We start from the raw sequence: 17,062 nt of genomic DNA on the forward strand, positions 1-17,062 counted from the left end.
TTCTTAACCAGAGAGTTGCTTCTGTTGGGGGTAATTGATGGATAACGGTGATTGCCGTGCGTAAAGAGGGAGCTAAAAAATAGATACCTTTCCCCCAATTCTCCTCATCTAATTTAGCTCCGAATCCTTCTAACAGTTGCGCGGAAGCGGTGGGAGTCAAAATCCAGAGACGGGGGATTTCCCCATCGTTAACATTCGTTTTCTGACGATTTGCTTGACGATTAATTTCCCCTTCCACTTGCAACAATTTTAACAGACAAGTTCTAATTTCTGTAGGGGTGACAGGATTGCGAAAGGGTTCAAATAAACAGGGATTAATCGCCATTTTTCCCAGTAATCCCAGCAGCTCTCTAGGATTATTATCGAGAATCTGGGGTGAAAACCAGACATCGATTTCTCGTACTTCTCCGCGTACAACCCGTGCCGATTTTACCTCTCCCAGAGAAGATAATAATTCTTCGAGATAATCTTTGGCAAACTGGTCATGAATAAATCTAGTCATAGGTTTATCTAACATGATTTAATAACTTATCTCGTAATTGCTTAATCCGATCACGATATTTAGCTGCTGACTCGAATTCTAGATTTTTCGCCGCTTCTTTCATTTGCGCTTCTAGTTGTTGAATTAACTCGGGAATTTGTTCCAAAGAAAGCTCTTCTATATTCTCACAAACCTGCTCTAATTGTTGGGAATTTAGGCGACGGGAAATATCCAGAAAAGCCAAAATTGAATTACTTGACCTTTTAACAATCGGTTGCGGAATAATCCCATGTTTCTGATTATACTCCTGTTGAATAGCGCGTCGTCTCTTGGTTTCTTCGATCGCATTAATCATACTATCGGTGAGATTATCTCCGTAAAGAATTGCCTGACCGCGAATATGACGAGCAGCCCGGCCGATAGTTTGAATTAAAGAGCGAGTAGCCCTTAAAAATCCTTCCTTATCTGCGTCTAAAATCGCCACTAAAGACACTTCCGGCAGGTCTAACCCCTCGCGAAGCAAATTCACCCCGATCAGCACGTCAAAGACCCCTTCTCGCAGGTCTTGGATAATTTCAATCCGTTGAATTGATTGAATTTCTGAATGTAGATATCTAACTTTAATTCCCCTTTCTTGCAAGTATTCGGTTAAATCTTCCGCCATGCGTTTAGTTAAAGTGGTAATCAAAACCCGTTCATTTAAACGCACTCGCTCCTTAATTTCCCCTAATAAATCATCCACTTGTCCCTCGGTTGGTCGCACAAAAATCTCAGGGTCTAAAACTCCCGTCGGTCGGATAATTTGTTCAACAATGCGATTTTCTGACTGTTCTAATTCCCAATCTCCCGGAGTGGCCGAAACAAAAATACATTGATTAACTTTCTGCCAAAATTCTTCCGACTTCAAAGGACGATTATCCGCAGCACTGGGTAAACGAAACCCGTGATCGATCAAAACTTTTTTTCGTGATTGATCGCCATTATACATCCCGCGAATTTGCGGCACACTAACATGAGATTCATCCACAACTAATAACCAATCTTGGGGAAAATAATCCACCAAACATTCCGGCGGTTCCCCCGCTAATCTACCCGCTAAATGCCGCGAATAATTTTCTACGCCATTACAATAACCCACTTCCTGCAACATTTCTAAATCATAACGAGTCCGCTGATCCAAACGTTGCGCTTCCAGTAATTTGCCCGCTTTTTCTAACTCCAATAAACGGTTATCTAACTCGGTTTTAATATCCCGACAAGCCACCTCTAAACGCTCCTCCGGGGTAACAAAGTGACGGGCCGGATAAATACTAATTCGCTCTAATTTTTGCAAAACTTCCCCCGTCAGGGGATCGAGATAACGAATACTTTCAATCTCATCGCCAAAAAAATCAATTTTAATAACCCGATCCTCGTAAGCGGGAACAATTTCCAAAATATCGCCCTTCAGACGAAAACGACCGCGAGTTAACTCTAAATCATTGCGATTGTACTGCACTGACACCAAGGACCGTAATAATTGCCTTTGGTCGAACTCTTGACCAACTGTTAAGGAAATCGCCGCTTTCAGGTATTCCGCGGGCATTCCCAAACCATAAATACAACTAATGGAAGCGACTACGATCACATCCCTGCGTTCAAACAGCGAGCGCGTGGCTGAATGGCGCAGCATATCGATCTCATCATTAATCGAAGAACTCTTTTCGATGTAGGTATCGCTGACAGGAATATAAGCCTCCGGTTGATAGTAGTCGTAATAGCTGATAAAGTATTCCACGGCGTTATTGGGGAAAAATTGCCGCAATTCGTTGCATAATTGGGCGGCTAGGGTCTTATTATGGGCAAGAACGAGGGTAGGCCTGCCAATTTTCTCGATGACGGCGGCAATGGTGAAGGTTTTGCCGGTGCCGGTTGCCCCTAGGAGGGTTTGGAAACGATGCCGGTTTTGCAGGGAATCTACCAATTGATCGATCGCTGCCGGTTGATCCCCGGTGGGTTGAAAGGGTGCTTGTAGTTGAAAAGCGGACATTAGCGGCTAGGTGTAGAGAACAGGCAAAATAAATTATCAATCAAATTACCAACACTTATAGGGTTTTGGGAAAGAAAGATGTATCTTAATATTAGAGAGGATTTTAAAAAAAGATTAAAAGTCTTCGAGAATACCCTAAACTTAAATCTTATCGTTTCCCCGAAGCTATTAACGGAAAGGAGTATCAGGTTATGACGGTGGAAAATCTAGAAACGAACGGGACTCAAACCCCAGCAACCACAGAAGAAAAGACCAGCAGCCCACGCGGTAAAGCTACTACGGCTAAAACCGCCAAAGATAAAGAAGTGGTCGCCCTTTCGGTGAAAAACAACGCTGAATCGGCTTCCAAAGCCTTAAAATTCTATCAACCTGAACATCGCTTACCCGAAAATCGTCCTGTTGGTACTAGCCATCTTCACTTCACGGAAGATGAAATGTTACCCGGGAGCCGTCCCGTGGAAGTTAGCCATCTGAAAATTGTTAGTACCTATTCTTCCGTCGGTGGATTGCGTCCTGTCGGCTCTAGTGGTATGGAAGTCAGTAGCACTCTAGCGATTTCTGGCAATCGTCCGATCGCTCTTAGTCATCTGCACATTAGCGAAACCTATACAGTCATGGGTAATCGTCCCGTTGCTTCCAATGAAATCGATGATCCCGAAACTTTAATGGGATTTTTGGATTAATTGTTTTGTTGATCAAGACAGATTTTTTCCCTGTCCCGGACGGGGAATTTATTTTTTCTAGCCCACCGTTTTTAATCCCGATGCTGTTTAAGCAAAAATTTTTCTTAATTGTCTCGTTTCTAATAGTGGTTTTTTGCGGTTTCGGATTATTAAATTTTACCTACGATGCTTCAGTTTTAGCGCAAGGGGAATATTATCAGATTCGATCGCTTCATAGTCGCGATGGTATCGGTAAATTTTATCTAGGACGGGAAATCGCTAAAGTTATGGGACACCAAGAAATGTTATGGTTAGAACGTCCTAGTCGCCGGTTCACGGAAAAACCCGATGATCTGATCACCGCACTACATTTAAAACCCACAGACCTAGTGGCAGATATCGGCGCGGGGACAGGTTATTTTAGTTTTCCTATGGCGAATTTAGTAGAACAAGTTTTCGCTGTCGATGTGCAACCGGAAATGTTAGGGGCAATTGATTTTTTAGCCAAGGAAAATCAAGTGAAGAATATAACCACAATTCTCGCCACAGAAACCGATCCCAAATTGCCTATAAATGCGATCGATTTAGCTTTAATGGTCGATGCTTATCACGAGTTTTCCTCTCCCCGCGAGATGATGGAGAATCTGGTCAAATCCTTAAAACCCGATGGTAGGGTGGTATTAGTAGAATACCGTCGTGAAAATCCCCTGATTCCCATCAAGGCCCTTCATAAAATGACCCGCAGACAGGTAGAAAAAGAAATGGCCGCTATCGGTTTACTGCCAGAAGAAATCATCGAGACTTTGCCCCAACAACATTTAATGATTTTCCAAAAGGCTGGTTCTTCGGGTTAATTTTATCGTTCAGCTTGGGTATCATAAGATTATCTAGGCAAAGAGGTAGATAAAAATGGATATCGACGATCGAGTAGATTCTCTCTATAAACTAGCCAGAAATTATCCAGATAATCGGGAGTTACAAGAAGCTGTTGCTGTAATTAAGTCCCTGCGAAGCTCTCAAGGACAATATAAACGATGGAATCAGCAATATCGAGATGATAACAGTCATTTAAAAGACCAAATTGTTGAAATATCTGCCACTAATGTTGACCTGCAAAAAGAATTAGATTCTTTAACTTCAGAAATGCGGAATTTAACTGAAGAAAAAGCCAAAATTACGGCGGAGAGAGAGAAAGTTATTGCTGAATTAAAGCAGATCGAAATGGAAGTAAAAGTGGCGGCCCATAATGTCCGTAGTACCAAGTCTGTATATGGAAAGCTAACTATTTTATGGACTTTAGTGAAATCTCTATTTCTCGATGATAACTGGGAAGATTTTGGTTCGATCGATAATAACTTGCCCTCCGATCCTGACCGGCCACAAATGGGGAGTGGTCAGTCAAATATCAACAAATCTTTGCTAGATAAATAAATCAGTTAAGGAGTAAAATCAATCATGTCTAGAATCAGTAAATTAATTGCTAACCTAGAAGATTTGCACCAGCAGGATCTAAAAAATGCCGCCCAAGTTTACGGAATTACGGCCACTTTGACTGTCCGCTTGCAAGAAGTTTTAAATAGTTTAAGCGATCATAATTTGAATATTGCCCATAAGTCTTTGCCTGAAGGAAATTTAACTAAAGATGATATTATCTCCCTTTACGGTAACTATAATAATGCCTATAAAGCCTATAAAGAAGCCTACAATATTAAATGCTCAAAGGGATGGGAGGCATTTTTGCAAGCGATTCATGGTTTAAAACCTCCCGGTCTTTCTCTTAGTTTAGAGCAGCGCGTCGAACAGTTAGAGACAACGGTAAAAACCTTAGTGGAAATTCTCCTCGATAAAACTTAACTCCAACTGAACTTAATCCGCGGGACTTTGTTTTTGGATTAACACCTCACCAGCGATTAAACGTTGGGCTGCCGACAGTAACACATCCTCAATATAGGGCTTGACAAAATAACCTTTTGCCCCTTTAGCAGCGGCGAGATGCTGCATTTTTTGCGACCCTCGCGAGGTAATCATCGCCACTGGTATCCCCTGAAGTTGTTCATCCTCTTGCAGACGAGAGAGCAATTCTAACCCATTCAGGCGAGGCATTTCGATATCGCAGAGAATCAGATCACAAGCTAATCCGGCCCGTAATTTTTCCCATGCTTCTAAACCGTCCCGGGCCTGTTCGATGCGATAACCAGCTTTACCCAAAGAAATCGCTAACATTTCCCGCACCATTACCGAATCATCGACAATCAAGACCCGAGGAGGGGATTGCGCCCAAAAATTAGGGTGATGACTGTCAATAATCGTTGTATCGGGGGATAAAGGCTGATTAGGAGTCGCTTTAATACTATTAGCTAGTAACACTTCCCCCGCAATCATTCTTTCAGCTGCCGAGAGTAAATCTCTTTCCGTGTAGGGCTTGGTAAAATAACCACTAGCCCCTAATGTCGCCGCCACCTGACGATGACGTTCCGCTCCTCGGGAAGTCAATAAAGCCACGGGAATCGACGCTAATCGGGGGTCTTTTTGCAAATTATACAGTAATTCTAGGCCATTCATGCGGGGCATCTCGATATCGCAGAAAACGATATCACAGGGCAAACCGCCGCGTAATTTTTCCCAAGCTTCTTGACCATCCCGGGCCTGTTCCACACGATAACCGGCTTTACTAAAGCTTAAAGAGAGCAATTCGCGGACAGTAATCGAATCATCGACAATCAGAACTATAGCCCCCGATTTTTGGCTAGTTTCCACCGCTACAGGGGGGAGAGGTTGGTGCCAAGGACTACCGTTATCGGCACGCAGACGACCCCTGGCGATGTCGATTAACTCTAACACATCGCCGATCGGCATCACCGTACCATCGCCCAAAACCGTCGCCCCAGCAATCCCAGCCGTTTTCGGAATCGGTCCTTCGATCTGTTTGATGACGATTTCCAGTTCACCGATCACTTGATCCACCTGTACCGCGAGGAGATTATTACCACCGCGCAGGATCACGATCGAAAAAGAGTCTTCCTCCTGTTTGCCGGTGTAAAAACTACCGCGACTTAGTTGCCGATTGTAGGAAAGCAATTCGCTCAAGGGTTGGAAGGGTAGTAAAGTATTTTGCCAGAAAACGCAGCGCCGTCCCTCCCGATCGATTTGGATATCGCTGGCCCGGAAATCCTTCATATCTTCCACTCCGTCCATGGAGAAACCGATGCGCGCATGATTACTAACACAACAGAGGGCCTTACAGATAGTCAGGGTTAGGGGTAAACGGAGCGTAAAAGTGCTTCCTTTGCCCAGTACCGAGTCAATAGTAACAGTCCCGCGCACATCGATTAAACTGGTCCGCACCACATCTAAACCCACCCCACGACCGGAAAAATCATCGGCCTGATCTTTGGTACTAAAACCGGGGTGAAAGAGGAGTTCATAGACTTCTTGGGGACTGAGGTGTTCAGCTTCCTGAGCGCCGATCAGGCCTTTTTCGATCGCCTTGCCTTTCACCTGATCAGCATCAATACCGGCCCCATCATCACTAACGGTGATCACGGTTTGATTACCCTGTAGGAATGCCCCCACAGAGATGGTACCGAGGGCGGGTTTCCCTTTGGCCAGGCGTTCTTGGGGTGATTCAATGCCGTGGGTGATCGCATTGTTGACCAAATGGGTCATGGGACTATTCAGATGTTCGAGGATCATCTTATCGATGAGAACATCACCCCCTTCCACTTTTAATTTGGCTTGTTTATCGAGTTTCAGGGAAATATCGCGAATTGCCCGGGGTAGGCGATCGGCAGTTTGACTAAAGGGAACCATGCGCGATTTGGTCATCCCTTCCTGTAGTTGAGTGGTGGCCTGTCGCAGACTGTGCGTCACCTGATCGGTTTCATCGACGACAAATTGAAGATCAGAGGCCGATTCTCGCACTCGTACGATCAATTCGATCATCTCTTGGGATAATAAATGGAAATCGGTAAAACGGTCGATCTCTAGGGCATCTAGTTGACCGGCCATGGCCGAATCCCCCTGATTTTCTCCCTGAACTCTACCGTAACCGATGGCACCACCGTAATTGCGACTAGCCAGTAAAGCCCCTTCTAGGAGGCTTCTTTCATAGAGATCCTGCATCCGAATGCCCACATCCCCCAGATGTTGGACGCAGGTTAGCAAATTATCTAAAAAGAGACGCAGGCGATCCTGTTCCTCTTCCAGGCGATTGCGTTTAACCACCAGTTCCCCGATCAGATTGCTGAGGTTATCCAATTGTTTGATCGGCACCCGCATCGTCTGTTCAAAAGCTTTACTGACAAGGGGACGCAGGTTTTTTGACCCGACTGGTGAACTGACACTGGCCGCCGGATTTGCTGCCATCACCTGATTGGTTTCTTCGAGGAGTTTTTCTAAATCCTTGAATTCATCCTCTAGGAGGCTTTCTGGCGCAATTTCCAGTGATTCTAACCCTGTCAGAGGTTCCACCGCCGCCACCAGGTCCACTGCTGGGGATTCCCAGAGAAGGACCCCTAGGGATTCAAAGATGTCTGGTAGTGGCGGTTGCGCCGGTGGCGTGGGTTTTTCCAGAAAAGCTTCTAAGTCTTCGAGGCTGTCGTAAAAATTAGGGTGGCTGATGGCTATAATTGCTTCTGAGTCTGCATCTGCTGCATCTTCTAGCAGCAGAGATGCGAGATCATCCCCATCTTCCAGTTCCGCCTTGGCAGCCGGCTCACGGGTAGAATAAAGATTATTAGTCGGGGCATCTTTCCAATTGATGCTATCGCCAAACAGTTCCTCTAATTCCCTTTCCGAGGTCAAGGAAGACGGGGTTTGGCTAAGAGAGTCCCCAGATCTGGCTGCTGGAGAGGGACTCTGCTCCAATAAAAAGCTGAGTTCGTCTAGAGCCTCATTACCGTCGGCGTCTTTGTCTTCTAAACTCTCTAACAACTGTTCGATATCTTCGTTAAAGAGATGATCCGAGTCGGGTTTCATCATGATTTGCTTCCTGCCAAGTCTTCCTTTTTGGTTAACCAATACGGTCTCTCTAGCTTCAGATTACCCAGAATTTTACTCGATAACTCTATCCTTTAGCAATTTTTTTATGGCTAATCAAACTCTTGGACTCGATCAACAATTTTACTCCTATTATCAATCTATCTGTCTGCGAGAATCTCCGATTTTAGCTCAATTACGTCAAGAAACTGCCTCTCAACCCCTGGCAGTCATGCAGATTGCCCCCGAACAAGGTCAGTTTCTGGCTTTTTTGGTACAGGTGATCGGGGCGAAAAAAGCCCTAGAAATAGGGGTTTTTACTGGTTATAGTTCTCTAGTGGTGGCCTTAGCTTTACCCCCAGAAGGCAAGCTCATCGCCTGTGATCTGAGCGAAGAATATACCAGTATAGCCCGTCGTTATTGGCAGCAGGCCGGTGTCGCTGATAAAATCGATTTAAGAATTGCTCCGGCCCTGGAGACTTTAGATCAATTAATCGCCGGGGGAGAAGGTAATAGTTTTGATTTTGTCTTTATCGATGCCGATAAAAGTAATTATGATCCCTACTACGAACGGGCTTTACAATTGGTCAGAAAGGGCGGAATTATCGCTATCGATAATGTTTTTTGGTCGGGACGGGTAGCGGCGGCCGATAGCACCGATAATCGCACCAAAATTATCCGTTCCCTTAATGCCAAAATTCAGCAGGATGAACGGGTAAATATCAGTATTATTCCCATTGGTGATGGTTTGACCCTGGCCATGAAAAAGTGAAGAAGCTAAGGGGTATTAGAAAAGCTTTTGCTCTTGCGGAAACCACCCAGGACAACGCTACATCCTTTAAGCTCCTTAACGACAGCACTAAGTTATCAGTTCAACGGAGAGGGTGGGATTTGAACCCACGTTAGGTGTGACCCTAAAGCAGATTTCGAGTCTGCCGCATTCAACCACTCTGCCACCTCTCCACAGGGTTTGAGTCTGGATTATTATTTTAACAGATTACTTGCCCTAGGATTGATTTTTTTTATGAATCAAGCTCCTTTTCTTCCAGTTAACCATCCCCGGCCTAACTTTCTCGACCGGTTAGGGAGTCTCTGGAAATTTTCCCGTCCCCATACGATTATCGGCACTTCTTTAAGTGTTTTAAGTCTGTATTTAATTGCTTTAGGCAATATTAGCGATTTTTTTAGCCATTGGTCGGTTTTATTGCTCACTTGGACTGCTTGTCTTGCGGGTAATGTCTATATCGTCGGTTTAAATCAGTTGGAAGACATCGACATCGATAAAATCAATAAACCCCATCTTCCCCTAGCCAAGGGCGAATTTTCTCGGTTGACAGGAGGGTTAATCGTGGTTTTAAGCGGTATTTTAGCAATTATACTGGCTTTTATCGGTGGTTTTTGGCTTTTGATCACCGTAGGCATTAGTTTACTCATCGGTACTGCCTATTCCTTGCCACCAGTGCGTTTAAAACGCTTTCCCCTCTGGGCAGCCTTCTGTATTTTTACCGTCCGGGGTGTCATCGTTAATTTAGGTCTTTTTCGCCACTACAACACAGTTATCAATCAAAATCAGTCTATCTATCCCTCAGTCTGGGTTTTAACAGCTTTTGTTCTTGTTTTCACTGTTGCGATCGCTATTTTCAAGGATGTTCCTGACCTAGAAGGCGATCGCATTTACCAAATTACCACTTTTACCCTGCTGCTCGGTCCAGAAAAAATCTTAATAATTTCCCTCTTGACAATTTCGCTATGTTATGCAGGGATGATTGCCGTCGGCCTCTTGGGGATAACAGGAATTAATTCTCCTCTGGCCATTGTCGCCCATCTGCTCCTACTTCTTCTTCTTTGGTGGCGTAGTCGCAGGGTAAATTTAGAAGATAAAAGCGAAATCAGCCAATTCTACCAATTTATTTGGAAATTATTCTTCCTAGAATACCTGATATTTCCCCTTGCTTGTTTAATATGAAAATATCTCCTTTTTTAGCGGCCATTCCCTTACTTTTGCTAGGTGGTACAAGCGCACCTAGTCAAGAAACTATCAATCCGCAATTATTAACCGGCAACCTTCGTTTAACCCTGAAAAATGGTGTTTGGAAACTGTGGCAAGATCAACCCGTTTATCAAAATCTTACCCTAGATTTAAGCTGTGATCGCGCTGTTTGTCAACCGTCGGTGTGGGGATACGCGCCGAAATTCAATAAAGAAGTGGATCACCAAGGTACGGTAAAAGCGATTAAATTAGACAACGCTTGGCGATTACAGGTGAAAATGAACATTCAAACTCACCCTTGGCAAGCGGAAGTCAGAGAAGCTATCTATAATATCGAAATTGTCCCCTACCAAGACCAACTTATTGGCAGCTATCAAGGCACGTTAGGGGGAAGAAGACTACAAAACACAGTTAATGGCACAATTTCCCCTTTATGGCCTAATCCTGTCCCTAATTATCAACCCCTACAAGCGCGAGAACATCCCCGTTTAATCTTTCGCAAGTCAGAATTAACTAATCTCAGAGAAAAAGCGAAAACTCCCATCGGTCAAACTATTATCGCTCAATTAAACAACAGTTTACAAGAAAAAATTTATTACGATGGTTATGTGCCTAATGGGGGTTATCATGCCACAGGTTATTGTTTTTTAGCAATTTTAAATCAAGATAAAAAATCAGCAGAAATCGCCTGGGAAATTATCGAAAAAACCCGTAAAAATCGGGGAAGGAGAATCTTAGAACAATCGCCAATTGTTGCAGGAGTCGCTCTCGCCTACGATCTTTGTTATGATTTTTGGGGAGAAAAGCGCCAACAGGAAATTACTCGCTGGTTATTCAGTGAAAGTAAAAAACTTCTCAAAGGTGATTCACCCAAAAATGGATGGAATGGAGACGCAGTTAGTAACTGGAATGCACGGGCCAGAGGTGCGGCAGGTTTAGCTAGTTTAGCGATTCTCAAAGAAGATTTGCCAGCCGATTCTCTCTATTCTCCCTCGGCACAGGTGGAAATGGCCAAACGTCACCTAGAACGCTATTTTACCACAGCTATCGGCGATCGAGGATTTGGCACAGAAGGAGATTTATACACCACCGAACCCATGGTTCTCGCTGTTTTTCCTTTTTTGCAAGGGTATCGAAATAGTCTTGGATTAGACTTAGTAACTGGTTCTTCGGCAGCCCAATTGATCCCCCATTATTTAACCAGAATTGTCCCTAAAAATGGTCAATTATTGATTCCTGCTTATGGCAGACATCAGATGTTTGTAGGGGTATCTTTATTAACTGCCGGATTGGGAATTACCGATAAATCATGGCTGCCAGCAATAAAATGGCGATTACAAGGTCAAGAAAAACAACTTTTTCACCCCCATTATCCTCATATTGCCCCTTTTCTTCTCGCTGCTTATCCATCTAATCTTACTCCCGAAAATCCCGAACGCCAACTTTCCCGGGTTTTAGTTGATCAACAAAAGGGATTTTATGCTTTTCGTAATCGCTGGCAAAATGAAGAGGATTTTGTCGCTAGTATCTATCTCAAACAGCAACCTTTTGTGGGGGGATGGTCTTTTCCCGATGTCGCTAGTGTGAGAATTTGGGGATTAGGAGGACATTGGGCGAGTTTTGAGGGGTCAAAAGGCGACTGGAACTCGGAAAATACGGTTATTTTCCCGAAAACACCGCCTTGGTACCAGGCAAAACCGCTATCTTTTCAATCTAGTCCCGATGGTTCGGGAGTAATTACGTTAAAAACTGATAAAATTAGGGTTAAAGGAGATAATTCAACCGCAGGAGTGGCTCTAGTTCGCTCTTTTGCCGTCGATTACAGTCTCTCCTCCGGTTCCCCCGGATTATTCGTCTTGATGGATAAATTATTAGGTAAAGTCGAGCAACCAGAATTTATTAATAAAACTTGGGTGATGAATACACAGGGAAATGTCACTCTCGGAAAAAATAGTTTTATTATCACTCAAAATCGGGCAACTATGCAGGGAACTTTTATCACTCCCGTGACTTTAAAAGTCGAGAAAACTAATACAGGTGAGCGCATTTTAGCCACAGGTAGCGAGGAATTTTTTCTGGTGATGACCGTACAGAAAAGTCGTCCCCCAGCAGTTAAAATTATCGGCAAGGGATTAGATGTGATCGTGCAAATTGGCTCCCAGGAAATCTCAATTATCGACGGTGCAGTTAGATTAAAAGAGATGAAGTTTCAAGAGCCATAAAAATTAGCAAGTGATCCCAAAAAAGTTAACAGTTATCAAGATGATGACCATTTGAGCAAATATTGATGATATAATCGAGATGGCTGCTCAAAATAGCCCCTAAATTTAGAATTATCTAGAATTGCATCGATAATTTCTGCCTAACTAAACTATGACTAAATATCATCAAATCACCGTTAACAATCGTCAGACGGGCGAAAAATTTGTCACCACCGTTCCAGAGGATAACTATATACTGCACAGTCTGGAAAAACAGGGTCATCAATTACCCTTTTCCTGTCGCAATGGAGCTTGTACCAGCTGCGCGGTCAGGGTATTATCAGGAGATATCCATCAACCAGAAGCGATCGGACTATCGCCGGAATTAAAAGCCAGAGGTTATGCTTTACTTTGTGTCAGTTATGCTCGTGGCGATCTGGAAGTAGCCACCCAAGACGAAGATGAAGTCTATGAATTGCAATTCGGTCGCTTTTTTGCCCGTGGAAAAGTGCGTTTTGGTTTACCCTTAGATGAAGAATAGATTAGGGATTAATCGTGCCAGATACCAGCAGCCAATTAGAAAAATACCTAGATATTGCCAGCGAAGCCGCCCTAGCAGCGGGAACAATTATCCTCGATAATTGGGGTAAAATCGAGACAATAGAAGAAAAAGGGCGATCGGGCGATTTAGTGACGGAAATAGATCGTCGAGCAGAAACAGAAATTCTCAAAATTATTGGCCGTCACTTTCCCAAACACGGGATTTTAGCGGAAGAATCGGGAAAACTGCCAGGGACGGATAGCGAGTATCTCTGGGCGATCGATCCTCTCGATGGAACCACCAACTATGCCCACGGTTATCCCGTATCCGTCGTCTCCATCGGACTCCTGATCGCAGGGAAAGCAGCAGTGGGAGTCATCTATAACCCCTTTAGAAAGGAACTATTTCGGGCAGCCCGGGGTTTAGGGTCCACCCTGAACCGTCGTCCTATCCATGTCTCCCGGACGAGTGAACTAGAAAAAAGTTTACTGGTGACGGGTTTTGCCTACGATCGCTGTCAAACCCCCGATAATAATTATGCCGAATTCTGTTATCTCACCCATCTGACCCAAGGGGTACGCCGCAGCGGTTCTGCTGCCAAAGACTTAACCGATGTGGCCTGTGGGCGCTTAGATGGTTATTGGGAACGAGGGATTAATCCCTGGGATCTGGCCGCAGGAATTGTTATTATCGAAGAGGCTGGCGGTAAAATTAGCGCCTACGATGAGAGTCCTTTTCTGATGGAAACGGGGCGAATTCTGGCCACTAACGGACACATTCACACCTCCTTAAGCCAGGCTCTGCAAAAAGCGGCCTCTTGGAGCTTTCAGTTTTAATTCTTTTCATAGACCTCCTGCAAAAGTAAGTTCTCGAGCCGCTATTGGGTCAAAAAAATCTCTAAAACCTCTGCCTTTTTTCTCCGCCTGTCTTGGAGTCTCCTGTCTCGGATTCTACTCACCTAACGGAAGATTTTTGATTTTTGCAGGAGATCTAATATTTATTGCGATTATCATTTTGATTAGAGTTAGGAGCCGCTGTATGCCTTTTCCAATTTCCCAGGGGTTATTTCAATTTGATTTAATCGATCACTTCGCTATTTTAGGAGTCTCGATCGATGCCGAACATGAGAAGATTCGCGAGCGTTACTTAAAAATTGCCTATAAACTTCACCCCGATACCTGTCGCCTTTACACCCCCGCCGAAAGGGAACAGGCTCATCAGTTACTCGCCAAATTAGTTAACCCCGCCTACGAACATCTGGGCCGCGACCTATCTCGGGAAGAATTCCGCCTTGTTTTAACACAAATGGGCAAGGCAATGGCGCGGGATTCGGGTAAAATCACCATCAATAGCGAACCAGCTAGAAAACTAGCCCAGTCCACCGCTAACTATGAATTAGCCTATCAAAAAATCCTGCAATCTTTGGCGATCGATCAATATACCGCCCTGGAAAATACCTATCAGAAAATCGCCCAACTCAGTGAACTCAATCTGGTTTATCTGATGCTAACCGAAGGTCAGGGCAACAAGAAAACTACCCCGAAAGTCTTTATCTCCCAAGGCAATCCTCGCCAGTCCGAGTTAGTGGTCGCGGCTGCCGTGGTGGCAGCCCCGGCTAAAGCCAAAGAATCGCCCTTAGAAGCCTATATTCGCCGCGCCCAAGCCTCTCTTGACCAAAATAACCCCGCCCAAGCTTTGCGAGAATTGCGCGATGCCCTACGGGAAGAACCAGATAATAGCATCTGTCACGCCCTGCTCGGTTTAGCCTATCTGCGACAAAATCAACTCTCCATGGCCCGGGTTCATATCAATCGCGCTTGGCAAGCCCGCCCCAAAGATGCGACGGTGATTAGGTGCAAACGGGAACTGGATAAAGTAGTTAATCCTAATACTGAAATGGAAGACCAGAAGGGACAAAAAAAGGAAGGGAATCCTAAGAGCGGTTTTTGGTCTCTATTTGGTGGTAAAAAGAATAACTAGCTCAAACCATAACGGTATAAGCCTGATACCAAATCGTCATTTTAACCCGCCTGTTACCCCACGCAGGTAACAGGAGAAAAGAAACGATCAGCCCGAGACTCAAGCTCAAACTAGACAGACAAAACAGCTTACCCTGATCAGTAAGTGGGTGGGTGGAATTAAATATAAGATGAACGTAGGTTGGGTTGAAGCATGAAACCCAACGCCCGCATAGTTTACGCTACCGCTAACCTATCCTACAAATAATTGTGCCTCCCTACTTAATAATAATTAAGCTTTTTGCTTAAGTTGACACCAATGACCGCCGGCGCCCAAAATGTCATTTATCTTCTGTCAAGGTGGGTTAGGTAAAATGAGAAAAAAGTTCTGAAACCCTTATATAGAGAATGGTTAAGCCGTTGTCTTTTCGCTGTTTACTGTTTGCTGTTTACTAATCACAGGAAAAAAGCTCCCCACTCCCCTCTTCTATGTCTGTTTTGTTACTTTTTTCTTTTCTCTTGGGATAAGATTGTGATCGATCGAGTTTAGGGAATTTTTATGACCACAGAAAGTTTAGCGACTTCGGACGCAATAGAGTCAATGACCGATGAATTTCTGGCTAGTACGAGCAGTCACCAAGAAATGATTGAAACGGTTATTTCTACTCTGCAGCAGAATGATACTGCTATGGTACAACATACAGAAAAAGGTTATCTTTGGAAGTTTCAGTATGGTAGCGTTGAGGTGTTTGTACAGTTAACTGGGGAAAGCGATGATGATTTTCTCACGGTGTGGTCTTCTGTCCTCAAATTACCCGTTAAGGATGAATTGGGATTAACCCGCAAGTTATTAGCGATGAATTGTGCCGAAACCTTTGAATCTCATTTTGCCATTATGAATGATCAGGTGGTGGTGATTTCTCAGCGCACTGTGGCCGATTTGTCTGCTGGGGAGATTTCGCGAGCAATTACTCTCGTGGCGACGGTAGCAGATAATAATGACGAAATGTTACGAGAATCCTTTGGTGTCGGCTAAAATTTGGCGTTATATCCCTCCAATTATCTCATCGGCAGAGCGACAAATGGCGATCGATTCTTGGTTACTAGAACAACACCGTTGTGGTCATCATCCCCCGACTCTGCGTTTTTATCAATGGTCGCCCCCAGCTATTTCCTTGGGCTATCATCAACGGCAATATCCCGATTTTTGGCGTGATTTGACTTGGCAAGGTCAAAAAATCTCCCTAGTTCGTCGTCCTACCGGTGGCCGGGCTGTACTACATCAGGGGGATTTGACTTATATGGTGGTAAATTCGGGGATGAAGGGGAATGTTAGGAAAGTTTACTGTCAAATCTGTCAATTTTTAATCACAGGCTGGCAAAATCTCGGTCTGGAATTGTCCTACGGTGCTGCCGGCCGGGGATATATCCATTCTGCTAACTGTTTTGGTACGGCTACCGGTGCGGATTTAGTCGATAATTGGGGGAATAAATTTATTGGGAGCGCCCAACTGCAACGGGGTTCCTCGGTTCTCCAACATGGTTCGATGGTGCTAGAGCAAGATAATTCGCTGTTTGAGCAAGTTTTCGCCAGTTCTGCCCCTCAAAAGCTCAATTTAGCCCCAGATTTGACCCTAGAGACAATTATCGCTACCCTGAAAACCGCCGCCGAGGAATGCTTTGATTGTCAATTGCTAGAGCAACCCCTAGAGGATTGGGAATGGCGATCAATTAAAAAAATGAATATAAATACTCATTGACAAAAAAGCTTTTGTGTGCGTAAAAAATCAATTATGAGTCAAGTTGTATAGATTTGTAATTTTTTGCTAATAATGGTTAAAGGTAGATAGAGGCCGCAAGGAACCAAAGTCTTACCGAACTCGAAATTATTGTCTAGCTTGTGCTAGTTTAAGAAACGTTAATCTTTTACAGTTTGTGAGGATTAACGAGCGATCGCATCTAGTTTAGTCAAGCTAATCCAGTCAATCGATCGCGCCATCTTATAAGACAATGGGAGTAATCCCAGACTCAAAAAAGTTAAGAAATCTTGCCCGTGATTTCAGTTAAGCAAGAGGAAAAATACCCATGACCATTGCTGTCGGACGCGCCCCAGAAAGAGGGCTGTTTGATGCTCTCGATGACTGGCTCAAAAGAGACCGTTTCGTCTTCATCGGTTGGTCTGGTTTACTACTCTTCCCCTGCGCCTTCATGGCCCTAGGTGGA

The 17,062-nt window shown here is 44.3% G+C and carries 14 protein-coding genes, 1 tRNA gene and 2 pseudogenes; 13 read left to right on the forward strand and 4 right to left on the reverse strand.

From position 1 onward, the window contains the following. Nucleotides 1-502: pseudogene (locus O9324_RS02260) on the reverse strand (flagellar assembly protein H); the annotation flags it as partial. Between the two features lie 4 nt (nucleotides 503-506). Beyond that, nucleotides 507-2,510, reverse strand: coding sequence for an excinuclease ABC subunit UvrB (uvrB, locus tag O9324_RS02265; protein WP_149985854.1), 2,004 nt, complete (start codon nucleotides 2,508-2,510; stop codon nucleotides 507-509). 191 nt (nucleotides 2,511-2,701) lie between these two features. Between uvrB and O9324_RS02270 the strand changes: the two genes are divergently transcribed. The 4 genes from O9324_RS02270 to O9324_RS02285 all read left to right on the forward strand — a co-directional run bounded on the left by O9324_RS02270 (nucleotide 2,702) and on the right by O9324_RS02285 (nucleotide 5,026). Next, a complete protein-coding gene (locus tag O9324_RS02270; protein ID WP_061433061.1) occupies nucleotides 2,702-3,193 on the forward strand; it encodes a hypothetical protein in 492 nt (163 codons plus the stop codon). Nucleotides 3,194-3,273: 80 nt separating this feature from the next. Continuing rightward, entirely contained in the window at nucleotides 3,274-4,026 is a 753-nt protein-coding gene (locus O9324_RS02275) for a class I SAM-dependent methyltransferase (RefSeq protein ID WP_149985853.1), read from the forward strand. 55 nt (nucleotides 4,027-4,081) lie between these two features. After that, nucleotides 4,082-4,603: a hypothetical protein gene (locus O9324_RS02280; RefSeq protein ID WP_002760827.1), complete on the forward strand. Its 522-nt coding sequence runs from the start codon at nucleotides 4,082-4,084 to the stop codon at nucleotides 4,601-4,603. Nucleotides 4,604-4,627: 24 nt separating this feature from the next. Continuing rightward, a complete protein-coding gene (locus O9324_RS02285) occupies nucleotides 4,628-5,026 on the forward strand; it encodes a hypothetical protein (protein ID WP_149985851.1) in 399 nt (132 codons plus the stop codon). A gap of 12 nt (nucleotides 5,027-5,038) precedes the next feature. Here the strand turns inward: O9324_RS02285 and O9324_RS02290 are convergent, their stop codons facing one another. Continuing rightward, nucleotides 5,039-8,152: a hybrid sensor histidine kinase/response regulator gene (locus O9324_RS02290; protein ID WP_288139377.1), complete on the reverse strand. Its 3,114-nt coding sequence runs from the start codon at nucleotides 8,150-8,152 to the stop codon at nucleotides 5,039-5,041. Between the two features lie 106 nt (nucleotides 8,153-8,258). On the opposite strand from O9324_RS02290, the gene O9324_RS02295 reads away from it, so the two are divergent. Next, nucleotides 8,259-8,921, forward strand: coding sequence for a class I SAM-dependent methyltransferase (locus O9324_RS02295; protein ID WP_287628180.1), 663 nt, complete (start codon nucleotides 8,259-8,261; stop codon nucleotides 8,919-8,921). A gap of 104 nt (nucleotides 8,922-9,025) precedes the next feature. Here the strand turns inward: O9324_RS02295 and O9324_RS02300 are convergent. Further along, nucleotides 9,026-9,112, reverse strand: a tRNA-Ser gene (locus tag O9324_RS02300). Between the two features lie 61 nt (nucleotides 9,113-9,173). Between O9324_RS02300 and O9324_RS02305 the strand changes: the two genes are divergently transcribed. From O9324_RS02305 to O9324_RS02340, 8 genes and pseudogenes are all read left to right on the forward strand, one after another. After that, nucleotides 9,174-10,115: a homogentisate phytyltransferase gene (locus O9324_RS02305; RefSeq protein ID WP_288139378.1), complete on the forward strand. Its 942-nt coding sequence runs from the start codon at nucleotides 9,174-9,176 to the stop codon at nucleotides 10,113-10,115. Beyond that, entirely contained in the window at nucleotides 10,112-12,361 is a 2,250-nt protein-coding gene (locus tag O9324_RS02310; protein ID WP_288139379.1) for a hypothetical protein, read from the forward strand. The genes O9324_RS02305 and O9324_RS02310 overlap by 4 nt, the downstream gene beginning before the upstream one ends. A gap of 151 nt (nucleotides 12,362-12,512) precedes the next feature. Next, nucleotides 12,513-12,881: a 2Fe-2S iron-sulfur cluster-binding protein gene (locus tag O9324_RS02315; protein ID WP_002768972.1), complete on the forward strand. Its 369-nt coding sequence runs from the start codon at nucleotides 12,513-12,515 to the stop codon at nucleotides 12,879-12,881. A 14-nt stretch (nucleotides 12,882-12,895) separates the two neighbouring features. Beyond that, on the forward strand, nucleotides 12,896-13,717 hold the full coding sequence (locus tag O9324_RS02320; RefSeq protein WP_002768969.1) for an inositol monophosphatase family protein: 822 nt from the start codon (nucleotides 12,896-12,898) through the stop codon (nucleotides 13,715-13,717). Nucleotides 13,718-13,919: 202 nt separating this feature from the next. Then, the gene (locus tag O9324_RS02325) at nucleotides 13,920-14,861 is read left to right on the forward strand and encodes a J domain-containing protein (protein ID WP_288139380.1); all 942 of its coding nucleotides are present in this window, start codon (nucleotides 13,920-13,922) and stop codon (nucleotides 14,859-14,861) included. Between the two features lie 537 nt (nucleotides 14,862-15,398). After that, nucleotides 15,399-15,875 (forward strand): YbjN domain-containing protein, encoded by a 477-nt coding sequence (locus O9324_RS02330; RefSeq protein ID WP_288139381.1) that lies wholly within the window; start codon nucleotides 15,399-15,401, stop codon nucleotides 15,873-15,875. Continuing rightward, nucleotides 15,838-16,599 carry a lipoate--protein ligase family protein gene (locus O9324_RS02335; protein WP_288139382.1) on the forward strand — a complete coding sequence of 254 codons (762 nt, stop codon included), beginning with the start codon at nucleotides 15,838-15,840 and terminating at the stop codon, nucleotides 16,597-16,599. The genes O9324_RS02330 and O9324_RS02335 overlap by 38 nt, the downstream gene beginning before the upstream one ends. A 325-nt stretch (nucleotides 16,600-16,924) precedes the next feature. Then, nucleotides 16,925-17,062 (forward strand): annotated as a pseudogene (locus O9324_RS02340) (photosystem II D2 protein (photosystem q(a) protein)); the annotation flags it as partial.

Source organism: Microcystis sp. LE19-84.1B (assembly GCF_027531875.1).
GTDB classification, from domain to species: domain Bacteria; phylum Cyanobacteriota; class Cyanobacteriia; order Cyanobacteriales; family Microcystaceae; genus Microcystis; species Microcystis panniformis.